Source organism: Microbulbifer sp., assembly GCF_036563125.1.
Taxonomy (GTDB): domain Bacteria; phylum Pseudomonadota; class Gammaproteobacteria; order Pseudomonadales; family Cellvibrionaceae; genus Microbulbifer.
The window spans coordinates 34,460-57,790 of sequence record NZ_DATCMV010000091.1 but is presented as its reverse complement, the minus strand read 5'-3'; the positions used below and the strand labels follow the sequence as shown (position 1 = coordinate 57,790).

22 protein-coding genes are annotated in these 23,331 nt (G+C 58.3%); 11 read left to right on the top strand and 11 right to left on the bottom strand.

The window, feature by feature from the left end; all coding sequences use genetic code 11:
* Window positions 1-123 precede the first annotated feature (123 nt).
* Entirely contained in the window at window positions 124-1,212 is a 1,089-nt protein-coding gene (locus VIL80_RS07455; protein ID WP_332035493.1) for a Glu/Leu/Phe/Val dehydrogenase dimerization domain-containing protein, read from the bottom strand.
* A gap of 350 nt (window positions 1,213-1,562) precedes the next feature.
* Here VIL80_RS07455 and VIL80_RS07450 point away from each other — a divergent pair, with 350 nt between their 5' ends.
* From VIL80_RS07450 to rdgC, 7 genes are all read left to right on the top strand, one after another.
* Window positions 1,563-3,554 carry a VacB/RNase II family 3'-5' exoribonuclease gene (locus VIL80_RS07450; protein ID WP_332035492.1) on the top strand — a complete coding sequence of 664 codons (1,992 nt, stop codon included), beginning with the start codon at window positions 1,563-1,565 and terminating at the stop codon, window positions 3,552-3,554.
* 132 nt (window positions 3,555-3,686) lie between these two features.
* Complete coding sequence (locus tag VIL80_RS07445; protein ID WP_332035491.1) at window positions 3,687-5,159, top strand: aminoacyl-histidine dipeptidase; 1,473 nt, start codon at window positions 3,687-3,689, stop codon at window positions 5,157-5,159.
* A 233-nt stretch (window positions 5,160-5,392) separates the two neighbouring features.
* Window positions 5,393-5,899 carry a hypothetical protein gene (locus tag VIL80_RS07440; RefSeq protein WP_332035490.1) on the top strand — a complete coding sequence of 169 codons (507 nt, stop codon included), beginning with the start codon at window positions 5,393-5,395 and terminating at the stop codon, window positions 5,897-5,899.
* Window positions 5,900-6,119: 220 nt separating this feature from the next.
* Window positions 6,120-6,500, top strand: coding sequence for a VOC family protein (locus VIL80_RS07435; protein WP_332035489.1), 381 nt, complete (start codon window positions 6,120-6,122; stop codon window positions 6,498-6,500).
* Window positions 6,501-6,603: 103 nt separating this feature from the next.
* The gene (gene ybaK / locus VIL80_RS07430) at window positions 6,604-7,071 is read left to right on the top strand and encodes a Cys-tRNA(Pro) deacylase (RefSeq protein ID WP_332035488.1); all 468 of its coding nucleotides are present in this window, start codon (window positions 6,604-6,606) and stop codon (window positions 7,069-7,071) included.
* 160 nt (window positions 7,072-7,231) lie between these two features.
* On the top strand, window positions 7,232-7,552 hold the full coding sequence (locus tag VIL80_RS07425) for a YceK/YidQ family lipoprotein (RefSeq protein WP_332035487.1): 321 nt from the start codon (window positions 7,232-7,234) through the stop codon (window positions 7,550-7,552).
* A gap of 139 nt (window positions 7,553-7,691) precedes the next feature.
* Entirely contained in the window at window positions 7,692-8,681 is a 990-nt protein-coding gene (gene rdgC, locus VIL80_RS07420) for a recombination-associated protein RdgC (protein WP_332035486.1), read from the top strand.
* 67 nt (window positions 8,682-8,748) lie between these two features.
* Here rdgC and gnd read toward each other — a convergent pair whose 3' ends face one another.
* Window positions 8,749-10,269, bottom strand: a complete 1,521-nt coding sequence (gene gnd, locus VIL80_RS07415) for an NADP-dependent phosphogluconate dehydrogenase (RefSeq protein WP_332035485.1) — start codon at window positions 10,267-10,269, stop codon at window positions 8,749-8,751.
* Window positions 10,270-10,419: 150 nt separating this feature from the next.
* On the opposite strand from gnd, the gene VIL80_RS07410 reads away from it, so the two are divergent.
* The 4 genes from VIL80_RS07410 (at window position 10,420) to VIL80_RS07395 (ending at window position 14,275) form a co-directional block, all read left to right on the top strand.
* A complete protein-coding gene (locus tag VIL80_RS07410) occupies window positions 10,420-11,532 on the top strand; it encodes a PaaI family thioesterase (protein WP_332035484.1) in 1,113 nt (370 codons plus the stop codon).
* Window positions 11,533-11,632: 100 nt separating this feature from the next.
* Complete coding sequence (locus VIL80_RS07405; protein ID WP_332035483.1) at window positions 11,633-12,163, top strand: PH domain-containing protein; 531 nt, start codon at window positions 11,633-11,635, stop codon at window positions 12,161-12,163.
* A 90-nt stretch (window positions 12,164-12,253) separates the two neighbouring features.
* Window positions 12,254-12,994 carry a hypothetical protein gene (locus VIL80_RS07400; RefSeq protein WP_332035482.1) on the top strand — a complete coding sequence of 247 codons (741 nt, stop codon included), beginning with the start codon at window positions 12,254-12,256 and terminating at the stop codon, window positions 12,992-12,994.
* 48 nt (window positions 12,995-13,042) lie between these two features.
* A complete protein-coding gene (locus tag VIL80_RS07395; protein ID WP_332035481.1) occupies window positions 13,043-14,275 on the top strand; it encodes an esterase/lipase family protein in 1,233 nt (410 codons plus the stop codon).
* Window positions 14,276-14,288: 13 nt separating this feature from the next.
* Here the strand turns inward: VIL80_RS07395 and VIL80_RS07390 are convergent, their stop codons facing one another.
* From VIL80_RS07390 to mazG, 9 genes are all read right to left on the bottom strand, one after another.
* The gene (locus tag VIL80_RS07390) at window positions 14,289-15,296 is read right to left on the bottom strand and encodes a tryptophan--tRNA ligase (RefSeq protein WP_332035480.1); all 1,008 of its coding nucleotides are present in this window, start codon (window positions 15,294-15,296) and stop codon (window positions 14,289-14,291) included.
* Window positions 15,297-15,384: 88 nt separating this feature from the next.
* Window positions 15,385-16,500, bottom strand: coding sequence for a tRNA-queuosine alpha-mannosyltransferase domain-containing protein (locus VIL80_RS07385; RefSeq protein ID WP_332035479.1), 1,116 nt, complete (start codon window positions 16,498-16,500; stop codon window positions 15,385-15,387).
* Window positions 16,501-16,536: 36 nt separating this feature from the next.
* Window positions 16,537-17,421 (bottom strand): NAD(P)-dependent oxidoreductase, encoded by an 885-nt coding sequence (locus VIL80_RS07380; protein ID WP_332035478.1) that lies wholly within the window; start codon window positions 17,419-17,421, stop codon window positions 16,537-16,539.
* Window positions 17,422-17,496: 75 nt separating this feature from the next.
* Entirely contained in the window at window positions 17,497-18,297 is an 801-nt protein-coding gene (locus tag VIL80_RS07375) for an undecaprenyl-diphosphate phosphatase (RefSeq protein WP_332035477.1), read from the bottom strand.
* Window positions 18,298-18,383: 86 nt separating this feature from the next.
* Window positions 18,384-19,109, bottom strand: coding sequence for a tRNA (adenosine(37)-N6)-threonylcarbamoyltransferase complex dimerization subunit type 1 TsaB (tsaB, locus tag VIL80_RS07370; RefSeq protein ID WP_332035476.1), 726 nt, complete (start codon window positions 19,107-19,109; stop codon window positions 18,384-18,386).
* Window positions 19,110-19,319: 210 nt separating this feature from the next.
* Complete coding sequence (locus tag VIL80_RS07365; protein ID WP_332035475.1) at window positions 19,320-20,120, bottom strand: hypothetical protein; 801 nt, start codon at window positions 20,118-20,120, stop codon at window positions 19,320-19,322.
* A gap of 226 nt (window positions 20,121-20,346) precedes the next feature.
* On the bottom strand, window positions 20,347-21,393 hold the full coding sequence (gene hemH, locus VIL80_RS07360; protein ID WP_332035474.1) for a ferrochelatase: 1,047 nt from the start codon (window positions 21,391-21,393) through the stop codon (window positions 20,347-20,349).
* Window positions 21,394-21,641: 248 nt separating this feature from the next.
* Window positions 21,642-22,295: an adenylate kinase gene (adk, locus tag VIL80_RS07355; protein ID WP_332035473.1), complete on the bottom strand. Its 654-nt coding sequence runs from the start codon at window positions 22,293-22,295 to the stop codon at window positions 21,642-21,644.
* Window positions 22,296-22,494: 199 nt separating this feature from the next.
* Entirely contained in the window at window positions 22,495-23,310 is an 816-nt protein-coding gene (mazG, locus tag VIL80_RS07350) for a nucleoside triphosphate pyrophosphohydrolase (protein ID WP_332035472.1), read from the bottom strand.
* Window positions 23,311-23,331: the final 21 nt, after the last annotated feature.

Sequence of the window (23,331 nt, the reverse complement as noted above, 5' to 3'; positions counted from 1 at the left end):
AAGCGGGTAAAAGTGTAGGCGAAAAAACGGGCGCCGTAGCGCCCGAAAATTACTTCACAGAGAGACGAATTGTCGTCAGGGAGAACTTGCGGATAACGCACAGGTTACCCTGTGCGAATCGGCTTAAGCAGCGGCGGAATCCGCCTTGTTCAGTGCATCCTTGTGGCCAAAGCGCTCTTCGGCAATACGGTCGGCCACGTGTGCGGTGGTTTCACCGGTTTCATCGGCGCGCTGGAAAACTTCCTGCATGGTGGTGCCGATGGTTTCGATGTGCGCCTTCACTTGCTCGGCGTTGTATTCGCCCTGTTCCTGGCCGATCTTCTGGTAATAGACGTCGATGATGCCACCGGCATTGATCACGTAGTCTGGCGCATACAGGATGCCCTTGTCTTTCAGCACCTGCGCGTGGCGCTCTTCCGCCAGCTGGTTGTTGGCGGCGCCGGCGATGGCGCCCACTTTCAGGCGGCTGATGGTGTTGTCGTTGAGGATTGCGCCCAGCGCACAGGGGGCAAACAGATCCACATCCAGATCGAAAATTTCGTCGGCACCCACAGCGGTCGCGCCCAGCTCGTTGACCGCACGATCGATGTTGTCCTGGAAAATGTCGGTAACGTACAGCTCCGCACCGGCGTCTTTCAGCAGCTTGGCGAGGCGGAAGCCCACATTGCCCACGCCCTGAATGGATACCTTCAGGCCGTTCAGGTCGGTGCGGCCCCAGCGGTGTGCAACCGCAGCCTTGAGACCCACGAATACGCCGTAGGCGGTAGATGGAGACGGGTCGCCACCGTGTTCCTGGCCCGGGATCACACCGGAAACGAACTGGCTGCGCTCGCCGATGACTTTCATGTCCGCCACGCTGGTGCCGGAATCTTCGGCGGTGATGTATTTACCGCCCAGGGTATTGAGGAAGTCACCCATGGCACGCAGCAGTTCCGGAGTCTTCTGCTTGCGCGGATCGCCGATGATCACGGACTTGCCACCGCCCAGCTTCAGGCCGGCCATGGCGGATTTGTAGGTCATGCCGCGGGACAGACGCAGTACGTCCTTCAGGGCTTCCGAATCATCCGCATAGGGCCACATGCGGCAGCCGCCGAGGGCGGGGCCGAGATTGGTGTTGTGGACGGCAATAATGGCCTTCAGGCCGCTTTTGGCGTCGTGGTAAAAGGCCACTTCTTCGTGATTATCGTATGCGGGGTGGGAAAATATGCTCATTTCTATCCTCTCCGGAGGCCGGTTTTACAACGGCGCCAGACTCGGCCGATTTTGTCAGCTTTATCCGCAACCGCGCTTTATTCTAGGCCCCTAAGAATATAGCCTCCAGCACCGTACAGGCATTGCGTTCTTTGCTCTAACAGACCGATTGGTATCAACCACATCCCACATATCGTGGTTTTTTAGGATGAATCAACCCAAGGTAATGATCACCGCCAAACGGTCACTAAACATACTGCAATGTATCCCCCACCCAACTGGCCTGTAATCCTCCGTCTGGTAGAATCCGCGCCCAAACAGACCTTCCTCCATGCAGAGAAGCCAACCGAGTAACCACCAGAGAAGCCTCCATGCTGAATGCCGACGCCCTCAAACAGCTGACCCAGCTCAAAACCGAAATCCGCTCTTCCAAGGAGTTTGCCGAGGGACGTGTGCGCGGCAGCAGCGGCAAGTTCGGGTTTGTGGTGCTGGACGATGGCCGCGAGGCATTCCTGCCACCGACGGAAATGGACCGGGTTTTCCCCGGCGACCGGGTGCGCATAAGCCTGACGGAAGAGGAACAGGGGAAGCTCACCGCCGAGCTCGACCAGCTGATCGAATCCAGCCTTACCTACCTGGTGGGGCAATATATCCAGCGGGGCCAGGGCCACTTTATCCAGCCCAGTGAACCGGGCCTGTCGCGCTGGATCTTCCTGCCGCCCAAAGCGCGCGGCAAGGCGCAGCCGGGTGAGTTCATCGCCTGCTCCATCAATCGCCACCCCTTCAAGGACGGCAAGTCCCAGGCGAAAGTGGAATGCGTCATCGGCAAGCCGGACATGGCCGGTATCGAACACGCGTTTATCGTTGCCCAGCACCGGCTGCCGAACCAGTTCAGCCAGGCCGCCCTCGAGCAGGCGGAGGCCATTCCGGCGAAACTGGAAGCACTGTGCGCCGAGCGCAAGGATCTGTCCGATTTGGGCTTTGTCACCATCGATGCCGAGACCACCCGGGATATGGACGACGCCCTCGCCGTCACCGCTGCGGACAACGGTTGGACCCTGCACATCGCCGTGGCGGACCCTTCAAGCCTGATCGAATCGGGTTCGCCCCTCGACAAGGAAGCGCGCCAGCGCGCCAACAGCGTCTACCTGACCGGTGAAACCCTGCCGATGCTGCCGGCGAATCTGTGCGAAAACAGCTTCTCGCTGCTGGCGGGCGAGCTGCGCCCGGCGCTGGTACTGCATATTGCCATCGGCAGCGACGGCGCCCTCAATGGCTGCGAATACGAATTCGTCGCCATCCGCTCCCAGCACAAACTGAGTTACAACCAGGTGGCGCGCTTTATTGAAGGCGATGACAGCGCGGTGCCCGCGGACCAGCAGCAGAGCCTGCGTCTGCTCGACGCCCTGAGCAAAGCCCGTGTCGGCTACCGCGCCGGCCACTCCCTAATGATGGAAGATCGCCCGGACTATGAGCTGATCCTGAATGACCAACGCAAGATCGAGCGCATTGAAAAGCTGGAGCGCACCGCGGCCCAGCGCATGGTGGAAGAAGCCATGCTCGCGGCCAACATCTGCGCCGGCGAAAAGCTCGCCGAACTGGGTGCCGGCTGCTTCTCGATTCACCTGGGTTTCCGCGACGAGCGCATGGCGGAAATTCGCGCGCTGCTGAAAGATGCACTGCCCGAATACGCCGAGCAGGATCTGCACCAGCAGGATGTATACCTGAAGCTGGTGAAAGAACTCGAAAGCCACGCAGACGCGGAAATGAAAAACGTGCTGGCGGTGCTCAAGCGCATGCTGCGCCCGGGCGAACTGTCCAACAAGGCGGCCCCGCACCTTGGTCTCGGTCTGGCGCACTACGCCACCGTCACCTCCCCTATCCGCAAGTTCAATGACCTGCACAACCACCGCGCCCTGCGTGCCGCCCAAGCCGGCAGCGAGCTTCCGTCACTCAACGACGAACAGGGCGAAGCCCTGCATCAGAGCGTGGCCACCGGCCGTCAGGCGGACCGCGCACTACAGCAGTGGCTGTATTGCCAGTACCTGGAAGGCAAAGTGGGCGAAGCGTTCACCGGCAAGATCACGCTGGTAAATGGCGCCGGCATCGGTGTGCGTTTGGAAGAAAACGGTATCAACGGTTTTGTACGCTTCAACGGTAAAAAGAACCCGTTTGAATTTGATGGCAAGCGCCTGCGGATCACTCGCGGTGAAGAGCGCTTCCAGCTGGACCAGGAGGTTCAGGTGAAAGTAAGTGCGGTGGATATTGAAAAGCGCCGCATCGCCCTTGAGCTGGTGACCGACACTCCGGACGAAAACCAGACCGCTGCCGCGGATGAGCAGGCTGATAACGCTGCCGAGTAATTCCGCCACTACAATTTCATTAGCGCAATTTCAAACACATAGTTCCAGCCGCGGCGTCACAAGCACCGCGGCTTTTTTCGGCCCAACCCGGAACGCGGTGATAACCCCCGGGCCCAAATATAAGGAAATCCCATGTCGACCATCGCTGACCTCACCCCCGCGCCCCTGTGGAAGCACTTTGCCAAGCTGTGCGAGATCCCGCGCCCGTCCAAACACGAAGACCAGGTAGTGGCCTATATCGTCGATTTTGCCAAAAAACGCGGCCTCGACGTCAAACTGGACCAGATCGGCAACGTCATCATCAAGAAGCCGGCTACCCCGGGCATGGAAGACCGCAAGACCCTGGCGATGCAGAGCCACGTGGACATGGTGCCGCAGAAGAATGCCGACACAGAGCACGACTTTCTCACCGACTCCATCAAGCCTTATATCGATGGTGATTGGGTGACCGCCGAAGGCACCACCCTCGGCGCCGATAACGGCATTGGTGTGGCCGCGATTCTCGCACTGATGGAATCTACCGATATCCCGCACCCCGCCCTGGAAGCCCTGCTGACCATCGACGAGGAGGCTGGCATGACCGGCGCCAAGAACCTGCAGCCGGGCCACTTCGAAGCCGACCTGCTGCTGAACCTCGACACCGAAGACGAGGGAGAACTCTATGTGGGCTGTGCTGGCGGCGTGGACGTGAACGCTTCCCTGCCCTACACCGCAGAGCCGGTTCCCGCCGGGCATCAGGCATTCAAACTGAGCGTGCGCGGCCTGCGCGGTGGTCACTCCGGTCTCGATATCGACAAGGGCCGCGGCAACGCCAACAAGATCGCCAACCGCATCATCGACGCCGCACTGCAACAGATTCCCGAATTGCGCATCGCCAGCCTCGATGGCGGCAGCCTGCGCAACGCCATTCCGCGCGAGTCGTTCAGTGTCATCACCGTACCCGCCGACAAAACCGCCCAGCTGCAGGATATCGCGCAACAGGCGATTGCCGTGATCAAAACCGAACTGGATAACGAAGCCAAACTGGATATCGCACTGGAGCCATCTGACGCGCCGGCGACAGTCATGGACGCGGACGCGCAGCTGAAACTGATCCGCATCATCCGTTGCTGCCCCAATGGCGTGGAGCGCATGAGCACCGCGCTCGAGGGCATCGCCGATACTTCCAACAACCTGGCCCGTGTCGTCACCGAAACCGAGAACGGCAACAGCCGCGTGCGTATCCAGTGCCTGGTACGCAGTCTCTCCGATACTGCCCGCGATGAGCACGGCCTCAATGTGGCCGCCGCGTTCCAGCTGGCCGGTGCGCAGGCAAGCCTGGACAATGCCTACCCGGGCTGGACCCCAAATATGCAGTCGCCGCTGCTGGCACTGATGAAAGACGTCTACCTGGAAATGGAAGGCAAAGAGCCCGAAGTGAAAGTGATCCACGCCGGCCTCGAATGCGGCCTGCTGGCCAAGCCCTACCCCAACTGGGACATGGTCTCCTTCGGCCCCACCATCCGCCGCGCGCACTCACCAGAAGAGCGGGTGCATATCCAGAGTGTGGCGAATTTCTGGGATTACTTCCTGAGGGTTGTGGCAGCGATACCTGCAAAAGCCTGATTTTTTCCGCTATGAGCGCCCTCCGGCACTATTTGTCGGAGGGCGGCACCGCACCACTGGGCCTCTTGCTGCAATATTTTTCTACCCGCCCAGGATACAACCCCGGCAAAAGGCTTAAAAGTCACAATAGTTCCCATAAAAAAATTATTTTTAGGAAAGTTTCCTAAAGGCCATAACAAACTCACCGGCAATTAGTCATACACTGCGAAATCACTCAAGGACGTTTTGCATTTATGAAATTACTGGTTGCCATCTTTGCTCTTTTCCCAGTCTGCGCTTTTGCGACCACCGACTCACAATTTGGTGTAGGTCTCGGTACACGATACGGTGGAATTTTAGGCTTGAATTACTCCCTTAGCGGAGAGCTGGACAAATTCTATATCGGTGCCGGCCGCGCCGATCTTTTCCGAAAAGATGAACCGGAAAGCTATGGCCTGACCCTGGGCTGGGAACGTGCAATGAATGAGAATCATGCACTTGGATTCGCATTTAGAACCCGGACTATAAATGGGGAAGGACTTTATTATCCGGCAGGCTACTTCGGGCTAGAGGAATCCACCGAAAAAAAGGACGGGTATGAAACCTCTCTGTTTGGAACTTACACTTACTATTTCAGCGGCACGAACCAATCCGGATTTCTGACAGGCGCCAATATCGGGAAAAGCTATTACAAAGATAATGTGAGAAGTGACTATAAGGATGGCGTTGCTATTGGCCTGCACTTTGGCTATCAATTTTAACTGCTGCACAGGCTATGGCCGCCGCAATTAACATAGCCAAAACGGCCAAGATCCCTCACCATACCCACGAAGCCACTCAGAATTTACGGCAGAATCCTACGGGCAGATAATTTCGACCCGTGTGGCCAACAGGCCAATTGCAGCTATCCCGCCAATCCCGACGGCGGGGGTAGCTGCTACAAAAATCCTCCAATCGTCATTATCAAACAGGAGATACTCCATGTTCAGTCATATCATGATTGGCGCAAACGATGTCGAAGCATCCAAGGCCTTCTACGATGCCGTTCTCGGCGCCATGGGCCATAAGCCTGGCGTAATGGACGCAAAAGGCCGCTGTTTCTACTTTACCCCCACCGGCGTTTTTGCGCTTACCAAGCCGCTCAACAATGAGCCGGCGTCCCACGGCAATGGCTCCACCATCGGCTTTGCTGCGGACAGCCCCGCCGCAGCCGACGCCTGGCATGTCGCTGGACTGGCCAATGGCGGCACCGAATGTGAAGATCCGCCCGGCGTGCGCGAGACCCCTGCCGGCAATCTGTACCTCGCCTACCTGCGCGATCCCTCTGGCAACAAAGTCTGCGCACTGCACCGCATGGGCTGAGCCCCGAATATCCGGTAAGCCAGCATATTCCTGTGCTTCCCGGATATTTTTTCTGCGACAGTAGCGATCAACATCACGTGATCAGGCCCGCAAGGAATGCATCATGACTCCCGCGATCAACAGTGCCAGCAAAGCGAAGATTTCCTACCACATTCACGAGTACACTCACGATCCCGCTGCGGAATCCTATGGTCTTGAGGCCGCGGAAAAGCTCGGGCTGGATCCAAAGAAGGTATTCAAAACGCTTGTGGTGTCGCTGGATGGAAAATCCCTCGCGGTCGCCATACTGCCGGTGGAAACGCAGCTGAGTATGAAGCTGATCGCCAAGGCCGCGGGCGCAAAAAAGGCGGCGATGGCGGACAAGAACGATGTAATGCGATCATCCGGCTACGTGCTCGGTGGCGTGAGCCCGCTGGGACAGAAAAAGCCCCTGCCTACCTTCCTGCACAATTCCGCGGAAGCCCAGCCCACCATCTTCGTCAGTGCCGGCCGACGCGGTCTGGAAATTGAACTGGCGCCTCTCGACCTGTTGCAATTGACCCGTGGCCGGTTTGCGGAGCTGGTGCTTTGATCCGCTCGAACTAACGAACCCAAGCGAAGACCAGGGGTTTGCTGGTCATGCCCACTGACCTTTTCGTGGTGCCAGGTCAAACTCATGAAACTTTCATCAATTGATTGAATCATATAGCCCCAGATACGCTCGGAAATCAAAACCACAAAAAGGTGAAAAAATGAAAATATTTTCTATATTGATTTGCGCTATTGGTTTAATGATTCTTTCCGGTTGCGGCACTGTCACCACACTCACGAATACAGACCGCCAGATCGCGAGCAATCTCAAGAGGCAGAACTCTTCCTGCGTAAGTATTCCGCGTGTATATAGCGGCGTTGCCTACAATATGTGCAAACTGAACTCGAATGGTAGTTCCATTTACTTCGCTCCTCTTATTGGCGTGTATGTGGTGGACAGTATTTTCTCCGCAGCCACAGATACCGTTGCCCTGCCCTATACCGTGTATGCGCAAAGCCAGAAGGGGAATTTGAACATTTAACCACCAGAAAACTCGCGGCCGCTTCCAAGCAGAATCGAATTGCCGGTCCCGATTTTGACTGGCTCAGTTTCCGCATACATCGGATAATGCGCGGCCGCTTTGACGAATCCGATAACTCCGACAACAAACGGCCTGCTGTATGTGGTTTAAAAACCTGCGCGTCTACCGCCTAACCCGTGAATTCACCCTCTCCGCCGAGCAGCTGAACGAGCTCCTCGAACCCGATACCTTCACCCCCTGCGGCAGCCAGGATATGTCCCGCTACGGCTGGGTGGCGCCACTAGGGCGCCACGGCAGCGAGCTGGTGCACGCCGCCAATGGCTACCTGATGGTGTGTGCGAAGAAGCAAGAAAAGGTCATCCCCGCAGCGGTGGTGAACGAGAAGGTCGAGGAAATGGCACAGGCCATTGCCGACAAGGAAGCCCGCAGTGTCGGCCGCAAAGAGCGGCAGAACCTGAAGGATGAGGTACTGTTGGAAATGCGACCCAAGGCATTCGCCCGCTCGCGCCTGCAGTTTGCCTACATCGATCCCAAAGACGGCTGGATTGTAGTCAATTCCTCCTCCGCCAAGGCAGCGGAAGAGCTGCTGGAAAACCTGCGCGAAGCTATCAGCAGCCTGTCGGTGGTACCGCTCACTGCCAAGAATATTCCGCAGCAATCTATGACCCACTGGCTCTCCGCACCGGAAGCGCCGGCGAATTTCGAATTCGGCAACGAGTGCGAGCTGCGCGACCCGCAGGAAGCCGGCAGCGTGATCCGCTGCAAGAACCAGGACCTGTGCGCGGAGGAGATCCACAACCATCTGGTTGCCGGTATGCAGGTGCACAAACTGGGGCTGATCTGGCGCGACGGCGTGGAACTGATGGTAGACGACCAGCTTGCGATCAAACGCCTCAAGTTCAGCGATGCCGTTACCGAGAAAGCCGACAACGTGGACGCGGACAGCGCCGCGCAGCGTTTTGATGTCGAGTTTTCGGTAATGACCCTGGAAATTTCCGCGCTGCTGAAAGACCTGTTGCAGGCCTTTGGTGGACTGAATACCGACACCGCCAGCGTCGACGAAATTGTCGCCCGCGCAACGCAGAGTGAGCGCGACCAGCAGCTGGCGGCGGAAGTCGAGGAAGTTTGATTGAATCGGGGAGCATGTTCCGACGATTAAAAAAAGGCCGCGATATCGCGGCCTTTTTTTAGATTACTCAGACTTTCTTGACTGGTCGCCCGGGCTCACCCCAGAGCACGTGATACTTTTCCTGCTCCGGCCGATCCACCCGTGAGAAGGTATGCGCGCCGAAGAAATCCCTTTGCGCCTGCAGCAGGTTCGCCGGCAGGGATTCACGACGGAAGGCGTCGTAGTAGCTGAGTGCCGAGGACAGCGCCGGTACCGGAATGCCACCGATGGTGGCGTCCGCCACCGCGCGACGCCAGTTACCCTGGTGGCTGGCAATCTGCTCAATAAAAAAGTCGTCCAGCAGCAGGTTGGAAAGTTTTACGTCGCGCTCATAAGCGTCGCTGATGGACTGCAGGAATACCGCACGGATAATACAACCGGCGCGCCAGATACGCGCGATTTCCGCAAAATTCAGCTCCCATCCCTGTTCGCGGGCAGCGAGTTTCATCAGGTCGAAGCCCTGTGCGTACACACAGATTTTTGCGCAGTAGAGGGCATCGTGCAGCTGCGCAATGATTTCGTCGCGCTTGTCCTTCGCCACTGGCGCCACGTCCGGGCCTGCCAGTTTTTTTGCCGCGCGGGTGCGCAATACCTTGCGAGTGGAAAGTGCGCGGGCGAACACGGCCTCTGCGATACTCGGTGCCGGGCACCCCAGTTTCAGGGCATCCACCGCGGTCCACAGGCCGGTGCCTTTCTGGCCGGCGCGGTCGAGAATCATATCCACCAGCGGCTTGCCGGTGATGGAGTCCGGGGTGTCCAGGACTTGCGCGCTGATGTCGATCAGGTAACTGTGGAGTACACCCTTGTTCCACTCGCGGAAGACGGCGGCGATTTCCTGCGGCGTCATTTCCAGGGCGCTGCGCATCACGTCGTACACTTCGCAGATCATCTGCATATCCGCGTACTCGATGCCGTTGTGCACCATTTTCACGAAATGGCCGGAACCAATCGGGCCGATATATGCCGCACAGGGCTCACCTTCGGTGACCGGATTACCGGGTTCGAAGCGCTCGATGGGCTGCCCGCTGGCGGGATCCACCTTGGCGGCAATGGCATGCCACACCGGCTCGATACGCGCCCAGGCATAGCGATCGCCACTGGGCATCAGCGACGGCCCAAAACGCGCGCCCACCTCACCGCCGGATACCGCGGTGGTGAAGAAAATCAGCTTACCCTCGTAGCGCTTGGCACGCTTGACCGAGTCGGTCCACAAGCTGTTGCCGGTGTCGATCACGATATCGTCGGCCTGCAGTCCCGCGTCCAGCAGTTTGTTGCATACATCGTCCACCGGCGCGCCGGCGGGTACCGAGAGAATCACCAGATGTGGCGCCTTCACCCGCGCGAGCAACTCGGTGTAGGAGTTGCACACTTCCACCCGCGGCGGCTGGTCGCCACGTTCCTTGGCATCCTGAGCCAGCAGTGCATCCAGGCGACCGTGATCCAGGTCAAACGCACACACGCGGTATCCGTTGTCGACGAGATTGAGAATGAGGTTTTTCCCCATGACGCCCGCGCCAATAAAACCGATATCGCAGCGTGAATCCGACATGTATTTCTCCAGAATTTGGGTACAGCTTGAAGCGGGCGGAGTATAGCAATCAGGGGCGGCCGCCGGGAGCACAAAGGCCAAATTAGTGAGCTCACGGGAGCCACGCTAGTATCCCGCAAGACGCCGCGCTGTATTGAATTGGGAGGTAAAATGACGTCCAGTCAAAGTGGGCATCCAAATATCCCCGACGAACCCTGTCGGGGCGCTATTGCTGACCTGCGAGTCCTGCAGCAGCCCGGGCTGGATACCTTCCGAAAGTTCGCCCACGATGAACTCCCCGCACCTCCGGTCTGGCGCCTCACCGGTATCCAGGCTACTGAGGTTGGACTGGGCACGGCGACATTCTCGATGCCGGTCACACCCTGGCTTGAAGATTTCGTCGGTATCTACTGGGGGGGATTGTATGCGCTGTTTGCCGACTCCCCACTGGCCGCCGCCATCTGGACCACCTTGCCAAAGGGAAAAATCCTCTCCACTTCGGAATTGAATCTCTGTTACGTGAGACCAATGAGCCGCGAAACCCCCAACTTGATTGGGCGGGCGAAAACGGTGCACTCCGGCAGCCAGGTCGGACTGTCCACCGTGGAAATTACCGATCACCAGGGAAGGATGCTGGCGTTTGGCAGTTCACGCTGCCTGGTCGGCGACTTTCCCATCGATGAACAGGCACACTATCCGGAGCCTGACCTGGGGCCATCCGATGGACCCGACCCCTACCGGCGCCCACCGCCGGAAGTGAGCCTGGATGATATGGCCGGTTTCGGTGATGTCGTCCCCATCGCGTGCCAACAGGCGACCATCGCACAGGGGCGCACGCACCCGGTCTGGCATTTCACCGGTTACCGTGTTCGCGCTATCAAAGACGGATATTGTGAATCCCGCCTGCCTTCCTCCCCCTGGTTTTCCAACGGCAATGTAGTCATTTATGGAGGAATGCTGGCCTGGGCCGCGGATTTCACCATGGGCGCCGCGGTCTACTCCACGCTTCCCGCCGGTGATCTTTTTGCAACGCTCGATATCCACATCCGTTTCATGCGCCCTGCCGCGATCAATGACGGTGATATTACGCTCACCAGCCGGGTACACCACCGCGGCAGGCAACTGAGAGTGGCTTCCTGCGATATCGTAAACGCCGCAGGCAAACGCCTGGCGATGGCAACAGCATCTGCGCTGGTGATACCGGGCGGAGCAAGACAGCTCAGCCAGGGACTGCCTCCCGACGCCATTATCGCCCGTGCGACCAAGGCCTTTGCACAACAGTAGAGCCCGCATTTCCTGGAATGGTTGCTGTTAGATTAAAATTCCCCAATGCCAACCAGCACACCAGCAAACACCGCACCAATAACCAGAACACCAATTCAGTATGCCCACCAAACCAAACGCCGTTCCGAGCATTGAATTTAGCGCGCCCTGGAGCCGCCAGCTGACCTTCATCACGCTGCTGACCAGCGTAATCCTGTTGGGTATCAGTACCATTCTCTGGCTGAAAGCGCCGCAAAATCCGCCGCTTATGTATCAGTTAAGCATATGGATGTGCCCGGGAGTCCTTGTGCTGTCTGCGCTGTTTGCGGTGCGCGGCTATCGTGTGCAAGGGCACAATTTGTGGGTGCTGCGCCCGGGCTGGAAAACCCGCATTGTGCTGAATGGGCTAACCTCCGCCCGTTTCGAACCGGACGCCACCAAAGGCTCCATCCGCCTGTTCGGGAACGGCGGCTTTTTTGCGTTCAGTGGCCTGTTTCGCAATCAGAGGCTGGGGCGCTACCGCGCATTTGCCACGGATATGTCCCATACCGTGGTCATTCAGTTGCCGGCGCGAACACTGGTGGTCACCCCGGATAAACCAGAGCAATTTCTGGAAACCTTGTCAGGCCTCATGGAAACAGCGAGCAGGTGAACCCCCCGGCCGGATTCACTTTATCAATCTCTGAACTACACTGTGATTTGGTAAATTAAATTCGCGCCATTTCATATTGGAGGAATTCCGGTGAGGTTTGCTACGACGATCGGAATACTACTGCTGCTGGGACTCACTTCCACAGTCTGCGCCGCAGAAGAGGCCCGCACCGAAATCCTCCAGTTTGCCAAGGGTGCCACGGGAACTTCCGTGAGCGGCAGTATCTCCGGTTACGAAACGGTAAATTACAAGGTAACCGCGAAGGCCGGACAGCAAATGGTGGTGAAGCTTGCCACCAATCATACCGCCACCTATTTCAATGTGTTCGCACCGGGCACTGGCCCCGGGGATGCGGCGATGTTTATCGGTTCAACCAGCGGTGAACGTTTCGCCGCCGAGCTTCCGGCCAGCGGCACCTACACCATCCAGGTGTATATGATGCGCAGTGCCGCGCGCCGTAACGAATCTGCCGACTTTAAATTGCGCGTAGATATCGACGCTTCTCAAACCAGCCACCCCCGCCCGCGCAGCGGCGATCGCAACCAGACCTGGGCGTACGATGCCAGCGGAATCCTGCCCTGCTCCGCGGGAGAACCCAGCTTCCGCCGCGAGTGCCCATTCCAGGTGAAACGCAACTCCGGTGCCGCGGAAATTCGTACCACCAAGCCACTGCCAGACCAGGGGCAGCGCGTACTCTATTTCGACAACGACCGCTTCCGCACCGACGATGACACTCCCCTCAACTGGCAGCGCCAGGGCGACAACTGGTGGCTCGCGGCCGGACAGCAGGAGTATTACCTGATCCCCGATGCGGTGATTTACGGCGGCTGATGTGATGAAATCGTTGCATAAACCCATCACCCGCTAGCGAGTGAACTCATGCCCGATCGCTTTTCACAGTCGTCGCAACACCACCACAGCACCCTTATCGCATTCCTCACTGCGGTATTTTGCCTGTTTTGTTTTCCCGGACTCACCTTCGCTGCTGCCACACAGGACTGCGTGATCCTGCTACACGGTCTGGCCAAGTCCGACCGCTCCATGGAAAAGCTGGCGCAGGCGGTATCCGAGGCTGGATTCGATACCGTGAATGTGGATTACCCGTCCACCGACCTTCCCATTGAAAAGCTCGCTGGCCCCGCTATTGCCCCGGCACTGGACCGCTGTGCGGAATTGGCCGCGACAGAGACCACCAATGCTCCGCGGGTGCATTTCGTTACCCATTCCATGGGTGGCATTCTGGTGCGCCAGTACCTGAGCCGGGTAAAGCCGGAAAATCTCGGTCGTGTGGTCATGCTCGGGCCACCCAATCAGGGCAGTGAGGTGGTAGACAAGCTCGGGAGCTTCCCCGGCTTTCACTTTATGTTTGGCGATGCGGGATTGCAGCTGGGTACCGGCAAAATGAGCGTGCCCAATCAGTTGGGGGCGGCGAATTTCGATGTGGGAATTATTGCCGGCACCAAAAGTATCAACCCGATTCTCTCCACCCTGCTGCCAAGCGAGGACGACGGTAAAGTCTCCGTCGCGCGCACGCGTCTCAAGGGCATGCACGATCACCTGGTAATGCCGGTGACCCATGTATTCATGATGAAAAACGAAGGGGTTATCGCACAGGTCATCCACTATCTGCGCCACGGCCATTTTCAGCGGGAACTGGAAGAAAGTGAGGATCTGAGTGTGTCCGCCTCGGTCACCCAGCAGGAGAAGATCCAGTTTCCGGATACCACCACGAGTACCGGCGAAGACGACAGCGCCGCGCCATCGGGAGAGCAAAGCAAGAGCGCCAGTGTGCGCGGCACCATCAGCGGCCACCAGGCCATCGAATATCTGATCGATGCTAAAACCGGCCAGTCCCTGGCTGTCGGCCTGCGCAGTAGCAATGCCCAGGCCGCTTACCGGATCACCGCACCAGCTGCCCCCCGCGCGCTGCACTCCGGACACGGGCAGCAGTCGAGCTATGCCTTCACCCTGCCCCGGGACGGGACTTATCGCCTGATGATTTATCTTTTGGAAGGCGCCGCCAGCGCCGGGGAAAGTGCGGAGTTTTTGCTGGATATCCAGCTGCGCAATCCCGGCTGGGTCGACCCAGCCGGGCGTGTGGAAGCGCAATAAATTGCGCTGAGAATTAGCCGATCTTGCGAATACCTACCGCTTCGCGGAGTTTAGCCAGGAACGGGCGGGAATATTCGCGAGCCTTGTGCGCACCCTTTTCCAGTTCCACCTCGATCTGTGCCGGGTTTGCCAGCAGCTCGTTGTAGCGTTCGCGGGCTTCACCAATCTGGCCGTTGATCAACTCGAACAGCTGCTTCTTGGACTCGCCCCAGGCGATGCCCTCCTCAAACGCCTTGCGCATTTCCGCGGTCTGCTCCGGTGTGGCGAACGCCTGCCAGATCTGGAATACGGTAGAGGTATCCGGGTCTTTCGGCTCACCGGGCTCCAGCAGGTTGGTCAAGATCTTGTTGATGTGCTTCTTCAGCTGTTTTTCCGGCAGGAACAGCGGAATCGTATTACCGTAGCTCTTGCTCATCTTGCGGCCGTCCAGGCCCTGCAGCACCGATACGTTTTCGTCTACCACCGCTTCCGGCAGCACGAAGTGCTCACCGTAGTGGTGGTTGAAGCGGGCACCGATATCCCGCGCCATTTCGATATGCTGGATCTGGTCCTTGCCCACCGGTACCTTGTTGGCGTTGAACATCAGGATGTCTGCCGCCATCAGGATCGGGTAGCTGTACAGGCCCATGGTGATGCCGAAATCGGAATCCTGGCCGTCGTCGCGGTTGCTGTCCACCGCGGCCTTGTAGGCGTGGGCACGGTTCATCAGCCCCTTGGCAGTCTGGCAGGTGAGCAACCAGGTCAGCTCCGGGATCTCGGTGATATCAGACTGGCGGTAAAACACCGCGTTATCCGTGTTCAGCCCCAGCGCCAGCCAGGTGGCGGCGATCTCAAGGGTGGACTGATGTACCAACTTCGGGTCCTGGCATTTGATCAGCGCGTGGTAGTCCGCCAGAAAATAGAAGGACTGGTTGTTCTCATCCTGACTGGCGGCAATGGCCGGGCGAATGGCGCCCACATAGTTGCCGAGGTGGGGAGTACCGGTGGTCGTGATACCGGTGAGTACGCGCTGCTTGCTCATAAATCCTTGCTGTTCCGTTCTGCGATGAATGACTGCGTTTTGCAATTCAGGGCCGCATGATACCTGTTTCACGCCGGTGGTTGTACGCTCAGTCCGCGCCACACTCACCACCCGCACACTGCTCCAGCAACTGCCGGTATGAAATCGATAACGCTTCCCAGCTCATAGCGGAAACATCCGGCACAGGCCGTGCCGCCCCCTGCTGAATATCCAGCGCGCACCGCTGCATAAGCGCTGCCAGATTCGCCGCACTCGACGCCACATTCTCTGAATAGTGCCAGCCGCCGCTCCCAAACCACTCGGGGTAAGCGAGGTTGTCCGGCACCAGCGGCTGGCATCCGGTCGCCACCGCCTCCAGTACCGCCAGGCCCTGAAAATCGTGACGCGCCGTGGAAATCACTGCATGGCTTTGCCCGAGCAGCTGGCGGTAGCCGGCCAGGCTCTCCTGATACCCCCAGGCACCCAGCGCACCTAACTCTTCCAGCAGCTGACGAAGTTCCGCGAATTCTGCCGGCTGCCGGCGAAACTGCTGGCCGACGACATGCAGGGTGAAAGGAATCTGCGCAGCGCCGAAGCGACGCGCGGCCGCCAGAAGAATGTCGGGGCCCTTGTCGTACTCCCAGCGGTGGTTCCACACAAAGGTTGGGCGTTCAGGCCTCTCGCGCGGCACCTGAAATGCCTCACCTTCAAGTGGTACCGGCAACACACGAGACTTGCCCGCGATTTCTTCGCAGATACCTATGGGAACATGGTCCGGCAGCTTCTGAAGTAGCGCCGCAGCGCCATCCAGCAGGGTCCTGCGGTTGTATTCGGAATTGAACAGCAGCAGGTCGCCGCACAATGCGGTGTAAATATTCAGAAGCTGCGGTTCCACAGTCGCTACCGCATCCTTGCTGCGCGGATAGTCGAACTGGTTTTCGTGGAAATAGACGACCGTGGGCACGCCAGCCAGGGACGGCACCAGCCCGCGCAACGAGGCGAGGTCTGTCATCGAGGTAGTAACGATCAGGTCCCAGGGTTGCCGCAGTAGCGCCAGCGACTCGCCCCGGCCCCAGCTGAGGCTGTTGCCCCTCACCCGCCAGCTGAAGTAGCGCGGCGGCAGGCTCAAGGTAGTCCACTGCCAGTCGGGCATGGCGGCCACCAGGCCGCGCCGCCAGCGCTTGTGGCTGTCGGCGTCGTAGGCGGAAAGCAGGAGTACTCTCACCGATGCAAGCCCGAATGGCAGGTAGGTACCAGAGGTTTAACTGAAATCGCGGATATTCGTCAGCCGCGCAAACAGGCTCGAGGTATCCCAGCGGCTGCCGCCGAGGGCCTGCACCTCACTGTAGAACTGGTCCACCAGTGCTGTCACCGGCAGCAGTGCGCCATTGCGTTTCGCCTCATCGAGCACAATGCCAAGGTCCTTGCGCATCCAGTCCACCGCGAAACCGTGTTCGTATTCCCCGGCGAGCATGGTCTTGTAGCGATTTTCCATCTGCCAGCTCTGGGCCGCGCCCTTGGAGATCACCTCCACCACCTGTTCGGCGTCGAGCCCCGCAGCGCGGGCAAAGTGCAATCCCTCGGCAAGTCCCTGCACCACTCCCGCGATGCAGATCTGGTTGACCATCTTGCACAGCTGGCCGCTGCCCACCGGTCCCAGCAGATTCACTGCGCGGGCATAACAGTCCAGCAGCGGTCGCGCGCGCTGGTATGCGCCGTCGTCGCCACCAACCATGATAGTGAGGGCGCCGTTCTCCGCACCTGCCTGACCGCCGGAAACCGGTGCATCCAGAAACCCGATACCCTTGGCCGCCGCCGCGTCGGCGAGCTCGCGAGCCACATTGGCCGACGCCGTGGTGTGATCCACAAACAGGCTGCCCTTTTCCATGCCGTGAAAGGCGCCCTCGGGTCCACTGGTAACCTGGCGCAGATCCTCGTCATTACCAACACAGGCAAATACAAACTCCGCGCCGCGCGCCGCTTCCGCTGGAGTGGCAAAGGCTTCACCCTGATAGCGTTCGAGCCACTCACTGGCGCGGCTGCTGGTGCGGTTGAAGACCCGAACCTGATAACCCGCGCGGGAGAGATAACCGGCCATGGGAAAACCCATAACCCCGAGTCCGATAAAAGCGACTTTGGTTGTCATAGAAATACCTGATGTCATGCAGTCCATCAGCACCGATGCTGGGACAGCTTTTACTGATGACTTAATGTAGCCGGATCACTGCGCGAGTATCAGCCAGATCAATGCACCGCCCAGCAACAGGCGATAAATGGCAAACGGAGCCATGCCTATACGGCTGATAAATTGCAGGAAGAAATGAATACAAAGATAAGCGCTGATACCGGAAAGAATCACACCGAGAAAAATACTGTCCCAGGGCACCGACTCAGTATCCAGCAGTTCGAGAGTCAGCAGCAGCGCGCTGAGCGCGATAACCGGAATCGACATCAAAAAGGAAAAACGTGCTGCCGCTTCACGTTTCATCCCCAACATCAAACCAGCGGTCATGGTGATTCCAGAGCGCGATGTCCCGGGAATCAGTGCCACGGCCTGTGCGAGGCCAATCATCAGTGCCTTTTTCCAGTCCAATTTGCCGAGATCATCCCTGCGTTTACCGTGCACATCCGACCACCACAGCAGCACACCGAACACGATGGTGGTAGCAGCAATAACCGCGGAAGAGCGCAAATGCGTCTCGATGAACTCCTTGAACGCAAGACCGGCCAGTCCAGCGGGAATGGTCGCCAACACGATCAGCCATGCCAGGCGTCCCTCATCGGAAAACTGCCCGGTTTTAAAACCACCCAGGCCATCGCAAATCAATTGCCAGACATCCTTGCGAAAATACAGCAGCACCGCGATAAGGGAGCCGAAGTGTACGGCCACATCGAACGCCAGCCCCTGATCGGGCCACCCCAAAACCTGATTGGGAAGAATCAGGTGCGCCGAGCTGGAGATAGGCAGGAATTCGGTAACGCCCTGAATCAGGGCCAGGATGACGGTATGAATACTATCCATAATTTTCTATTACTTATCCGTCCGCGATCCACGGACGCCCCGTTATTGGTCGAATAATTTTTTATTGAAGATTCTCAGTGACAGGATTAGCGCTGACGGATGCGCTCGCGTTTTTTCCAGGTCACCTCATTGCGCAGATAGGCGGGTTCCAGGTCCTCAGGACTGACCTGAATTCCCTGCGGCCAAAGCTGCGCTGCCAGTACCGCAATGTCCTGTGCATGAATGGCAGACTCGCGGGAAACCTCCAGGGGGTTCAACGCCGCCAGTTCCGGGTATTCCCAGCCGGGTCCGGCACCATAGAAAGCACAGTCGCTGCTAACGCTATCGGCCTGAAGATAGCCGGCGGCCCGCAGTGCGGAAACAACCTGCTCCGGGGCAGACACGGCATCGGCGAGCAGCGCATTGGTAATGTCACCGGGCGAATAGAGTCCCCAGTAAACTTCCTGCATGCGCGCATCCAGCGCGGCCAGCACCGGGGCCTCGCCCCACTCCGGGTGTGAGCGCCGCGCCCCCAGCGCGAGCGCCGCCAGGCTGGAAACTGGCACAACCGGCTTATCCGCGGAGAAAGCCAGCCCCTGGACACAGCTGATGGCAATGCGCAGACCGGTGAAGGAACCCGGTCCCTGACTTACGGCCAGTGCATCCACTTGCCCCAGGCTGTTCTGCCCCTCCGCCAGTACCGCCTCCACCATTGGCAACAAACGGCGAGTGTGGTCCCGCTCGGCCCGGAAGAACTGCTCCGCAACCTGCCCATCGTCGTACAGGGCGACGGAACAGGCACCGGAAGTGGTATCAATGGCCAGGATTTTCAAGAAAAGCGCCCCGTACTGGTATCAAACAGACCAATCTGGCCCCGGGGATGGGTGCCAGTAATTTGGGGACGAATTGTGGCATGACCAGCGACAAACGCAAACCACGCGAGTTGAAGCCCGATTCCATCGCGCCAAAGGCCGAGACACGAAGCACCGGCGCAGACAGCAAAACCCCGGCGCGAGACCGGGGTTGATGGATCGGGAGCAGGATCAGGCCGTCTTTGGCGGACGACCGCGGCGACCGGCCGCCTTCTTGACCGCAGTCTTCTTGGCTGGGCGCCCGCGACTGGCGGACTTCTTCGGAGCGGCCTTCACCGTTTTGGCGGCTGCTTTTTTGGCGGCCGACTTCTTGGCAGGAGCCTTCTTCACGGCCGTTTTCTTGGCCGCGGATTTTCTTACTGCCTTTTTCTTGCTTGCGGCCTTGGCCGCCTTTTTGGCTTCCGCTTTGGCCTTGACCGCCGCCTTTTTCTCCAACACCTTGGCTTTCGCCGCCGCCTTCTTCGCTGCCGACTTCACTTTGGCGGTGGCTTTTTTCTCCGCCATCTTTACTTTCTTGGCATCGACCTTGGCCCGGGCCTTTTTCCAGCGACTGGCAAAGGCTTTCACCGCCTTTTCAAGTTCTTTATCCGCCTTCGCGGAGAGCTTGTCGGCCATGTCTGTGACTTTTTTCTTGACCGACTCTTCAGCCTGGCGCACTGCGTCCATGGCACTGGCCTTTGCCAGCCCCAGCTTGGCTTCTGCGAGTTTTGCCCGCTGCTCTCTCAACTTGGCATTGGCCGCGGTCAGCGACTGCTTGGCGGCAGCAGAATTGCTTTTTTGCGCACGCGCACGGGCCTTGCCCACTCGATCCAACTGCGCATCCAACGCCTTGGCTGCAGCATCTACCGCCTTTTGGGCCTTGGTTACTATTGGAGTGGTGGTTGCCGTTGAAGTGGTTACCTTGGCCTTGGCAGCCGGCTTTGCTTTCGCAACGCGCTTTGCCTTGGCAGTTTTCTTTGCGACTCGTGCCATCCCTTGTCTCCTCTTCCTCTGTAAAAGAAGTCACCTTGAACACAGATATGTACCGGCCAGCCACAGAAAAATGACACGGCTGTATCAAAGTTAATAAAAAAAGGGGCGTTTGCAAGAAATAAAGTAAAAAAACAACCCAAAATATTAAAAAATATTCAGCTTTTTAATCCCCGGTGACGTTACACGGGTGAATTTCACCGGGTAAAAGATAAAAATCCAAAAAATATTACCCGAATATTCCTGCAGGCATTCTCTCCCGGACAATCGCCTCAATGGCCGCGAGGTGGTCATCGCGCGCATTCAAAGCGGGGATATAGCGGTATTCGCGGCCGCCGGCATCAATAAAATTAGCGCGATTCTCCACCGCGATTTCTTCCAGGGTTTCCAGGCAGTCCGCAGCAAATGCCGGGCAGATCACATCCACACTGCCGACGCCCGACTGCCCCCACTCCACCAGGGTTTTATCCGTGTAGGGTTGCAGCCATTCGGCCTTGCCGAAGCGGGACTGGAACGTGATTTCCCATTTGTCCCGCGGCAGATCCAGTGCCGCCGCCAGACATTCCGCAGTGCCCAAGCACTGCTGGTAATAGGGGTCGCCCTTGCGGATATTGGCCTTGGGAATACCGTGGAACGACATCAGCAGTTTTTCTGCGGCGCCGTGCTTTTCCCTGTGCTCACGCACGGAATTTGCCAGGGCTTCAATATAGAGCGGGTGCTGCCAGTAATCGTGCACTACGGAAATATCGGGCACATTGCGCGAAGCGCGGATGATTTTCGCTACCTGATCGTAAATCGCGCCAGTCGTGGTGGCGGAATATTGCGGATACAGCGGCAGGACGGTGAACCCGCTAGCACCCTCTTTCTGCAACCGGGCAACTGTGTCAGCCAGGCTCGGGGCACCGTAGGTCATGGCGTGGGCCACGATAATTGCCGGGATATCGTTATCCCGTGTATCCCCGCTCACACTTGTCCGCGCTTCGGCGCCATTGAAACGCTGCTGCAACAGAGCCACCTGACGCTGTGTGTAAAAGGTGATAGGGGAACCCGTCACCGCCTCGCCATCGAGACCGTGATTCCAGATTTCTTCGTAGGCAGGCGCAATTCGCGCAGGCCTCAGGGGTAGAACAAACAAGTTGAGAATCAACTGCCACACTGGACGAGGAATTTCCACCACCCGGGGATCGGACAGGAATTCCCGCAGGAACTGCCGCACCGCAGCGGGTGTGGGCTCGGCCGGGGTGCCGAGGTTCATCAGAATAATCGCGTGAGCCATGGTCGTTTGCACTCCATTGGGTTCAGGAGACGATTCCAGCACTGTCAGGGCGACAAGCTGCCCCCTGATCGGGAATCTGCGTCGATATGGGGCGGCAGTATTCCAGAGTCCGGCGCAAAAGTATTTAGTGGCATTGCAAACGGCCTCATAGGCGAGGCCAATAAGAATAGACAGAGGCAGTGACGGGACATACAGGGCAACTAAAAAAGGCTCCCGCGGGAGCCTTTTTTATTTTACAGGCGACGATGTCAGCTCAGCGAAGAGATCACTTTTTCACGGATCTGATCCATGGAGCCAACACCCTCAACCTTGCTGTATTTGGGGGCCGTTTCCGGTGCGCGCTGGGCCAGCTCGCGGTAGAAGCCCACCAGCGGCTCGGTTTGCTCGTGGTAAACCGACAGACGGTTGCGTACGGTGTCTTCACTATCATCGGTGCGCTGCACCAGCGCTTCACCCGTTACATCATCCACGCCTTCGGTTTTCGGCGGGTTGTACACCAGGTGATAGACACGGCCGGAGCCCTCGTGCACCCGACGACCGGAAAGGCGCTTGACGATTTCCTCGTCATCCACAGCAATTTCCAGCACGTGATCGATGGCTACATCCGCATCCAGCAAAGCCTGCGCCTGGGGAATGGTGCGGGGGAAACCGTCAAACAGGAAGCCATTGGCGCAGTCTGCCTGGGCGATGCGCTCTTTTACCAGGGCGATGATCAGATCGTCACTCACCAGCTTGCCAGCGGCCATCACATCCTTGGCCTGCAGGCCCAGCGGGGTACCCGCCTTGACCGCAGCGCGCAGCATGTCTCCGGTAGAAATCTGAGGAATACCAAACTTCTCGGTAATGAACTGGGCCTGTGTACCCTTTCCGGCGCCCGGCGCGCCCAGAAGTATGATTCGCATAATCAGATAATCTCCAGATCATACCCGGGGCGACTTTGCCCCAGCGATAAAAAGAGCGCTACCTTACACTTTGCCCCAAGGCAGAACAAGTCCGTAAGTGGTCAGGCCGAATTCGGTAATTTTTCTACAAAAACCCAGTTATTTTTAGCCAATCCTTGCTGGGCCTCGCCCACCCGAAATGCACATATCGCAGTTGACATCAGGAAACGGTGGAGCTTTTAGCCGCTTCCCAGAGCCGGTCCAGCTCTTCCAGGGAGACGTCAGAGGGCTGCAAATTGCGCGCGCCGAGCGCGGCCTCTACCGCACCAAACCGCTGTTCGAACTTGCGGTTGCACTGGCGCAATGCGGTTTCCGGATCAACTTTCAAGTGCCGCCCCACGTTGACGCAGGAAAACAGCAGATCACCCAGCTCCTCACGGGCGTGTGCGCTATCCCCGGAGGCAATGGCTTCACGAAGCTCCCGCAACTCCTCTTCCACCTTTTCCAGCACACCGTCGATAGCCGGCCAGTCAAACCCCACCTGGGCCGCACGCTTTTGCAGTTTGGCCGCGCGGGTCAATGCCGGCAGGCCCGCGGCCACCCCGCCCAAGGTACCAAGCTCTCCCTTGGATTCACGCTCAGCCGCTTTGGTCGCTTCCCAGTTGGCTTTGATCTGTTCTTCGTCGATATCGACGCTCTGGTTATCGCCGTATAGCTCACCGGAGGGAAATACATGGGGATGGCGGCGCACCAGTTTCCGCACCAGCGTATCGACGATACCGGAAAAGTCGAAATGCTGCTGCTCGCGCCCCAGCTGCGCATAAAAGATGACCTGGAACAGCAGGTCCCCGAGCTCCTCCCGCAGGTGGACAAAATCTTCCCGCTCGATCGCTTCCGCCACCTCGTAGGCCTCTTCAATGGTAGAAGGCACGATAGTCGCGAAGGTCTGCTTCAGGTCCCAGGGACAACCGCTATCGGGATCGCGCAGCCGCGACATCAAGTATTGCAGGTCTTCTACGTTGAAGTGCTGTTTCATCGATCTCACCTATTCACTGTC

Coding starts and splice junctions, on each gene's coding strand:
- VIL80_RS07440 (WP_332035490.1), top strand. CDS start 5,393: ATGAAATTACTGGTTGCCATCTTTGCTCTTTTCCCAGTCTGCGCTTTT.
- VIL80_RS07410 (WP_332035484.1), top strand. CDS start 10,420: ATGACGTCCAGTCAAAGTGGGCATCCAAATATCCCCGACGAACCCTGT.
- VIL80_RS07395 (WP_332035481.1), top strand. CDS start 13,043: ATGCCCGATCGCTTTTCACAGTCGTCGCAACACCACCACAGCACCCTT.
- VIL80_RS07435 (WP_332035489.1), top strand. CDS start 6,120: ATGTTCAGTCATATCATGATTGGCGCAAACGATGTCGAAGCATCCAAG.
- VIL80_RS07380 (WP_332035478.1), bottom strand. CDS start 17,421: ATGACAACCAAAGTCGCTTTTATCGGACTCGGGGTTATGGGTTTTCCC.
- mazG (WP_332035472.1), bottom strand. CDS start 23,310: ATGAAACAGCACTTCAACGTAGAAGACCTGCAATACTTGATGTCGCGG.
- VIL80_RS07390 (WP_332035480.1), bottom strand. CDS start 15,296: ATGAGCAAGCAGCGCGTACTCACCGGTATCACGACCACCGGTACTCCC.
- ybaK (WP_332035488.1), top strand. CDS start 6,604: ATGACTCCCGCGATCAACAGTGCCAGCAAAGCGAAGATTTCCTACCAC.
- VIL80_RS07450 (WP_332035492.1), top strand. CDS start 1,563: ATGCTGAATGCCGACGCCCTCAAACAGCTGACCCAGCTCAAAACCGAA.
- VIL80_RS07365 (WP_332035475.1), bottom strand. CDS start 20,120: ATGGCACGAGTCGCAAAGAAAACTGCCAAGGCAAAGCGCGTTGCGAAA.
- VIL80_RS07405 (WP_332035483.1), top strand. CDS start 11,633: ATGCCCACCAAACCAAACGCCGTTCCGAGCATTGAATTTAGCGCGCCC.
- adk (WP_332035473.1), bottom strand. CDS start 22,295: ATGCGAATCATACTTCTGGGCGCGCCGGGCGCCGGAAAGGGTACACAG.
- VIL80_RS07425 (WP_332035487.1), top strand. CDS start 7,232: ATGAAAATATTTTCTATATTGATTTGCGCTATTGGTTTAATGATTCTT.
- gnd (WP_332035485.1), bottom strand. CDS start 10,269: ATGTCGGATTCACGCTGCGATATCGGTTTTATTGGCGCGGGCGTCATG.
- VIL80_RS07375 (WP_332035477.1), bottom strand. CDS start 18,297: ATGGATAGTATTCATACCGTCATCCTGGCCCTGATTCAGGGCGTTACC.
- hemH (WP_332035474.1), bottom strand. CDS start 21,393: ATGGCTCACGCGATTATTCTGATGAACCTCGGCACCCCGGCCGAGCCC.
- VIL80_RS07445 (WP_332035491.1), top strand. CDS start 3,687: ATGTCGACCATCGCTGACCTCACCCCCGCGCCCCTGTGGAAGCACTTT.
- rdgC (WP_332035486.1), top strand. CDS start 7,692: ATGTGGTTTAAAAACCTGCGCGTCTACCGCCTAACCCGTGAATTCACC.
- VIL80_RS07455 (WP_332035493.1), bottom strand. CDS start 1,212: ATGAGCATATTTTCCCACCCCGCATACGATAATCACGAAGAAGTGGCC.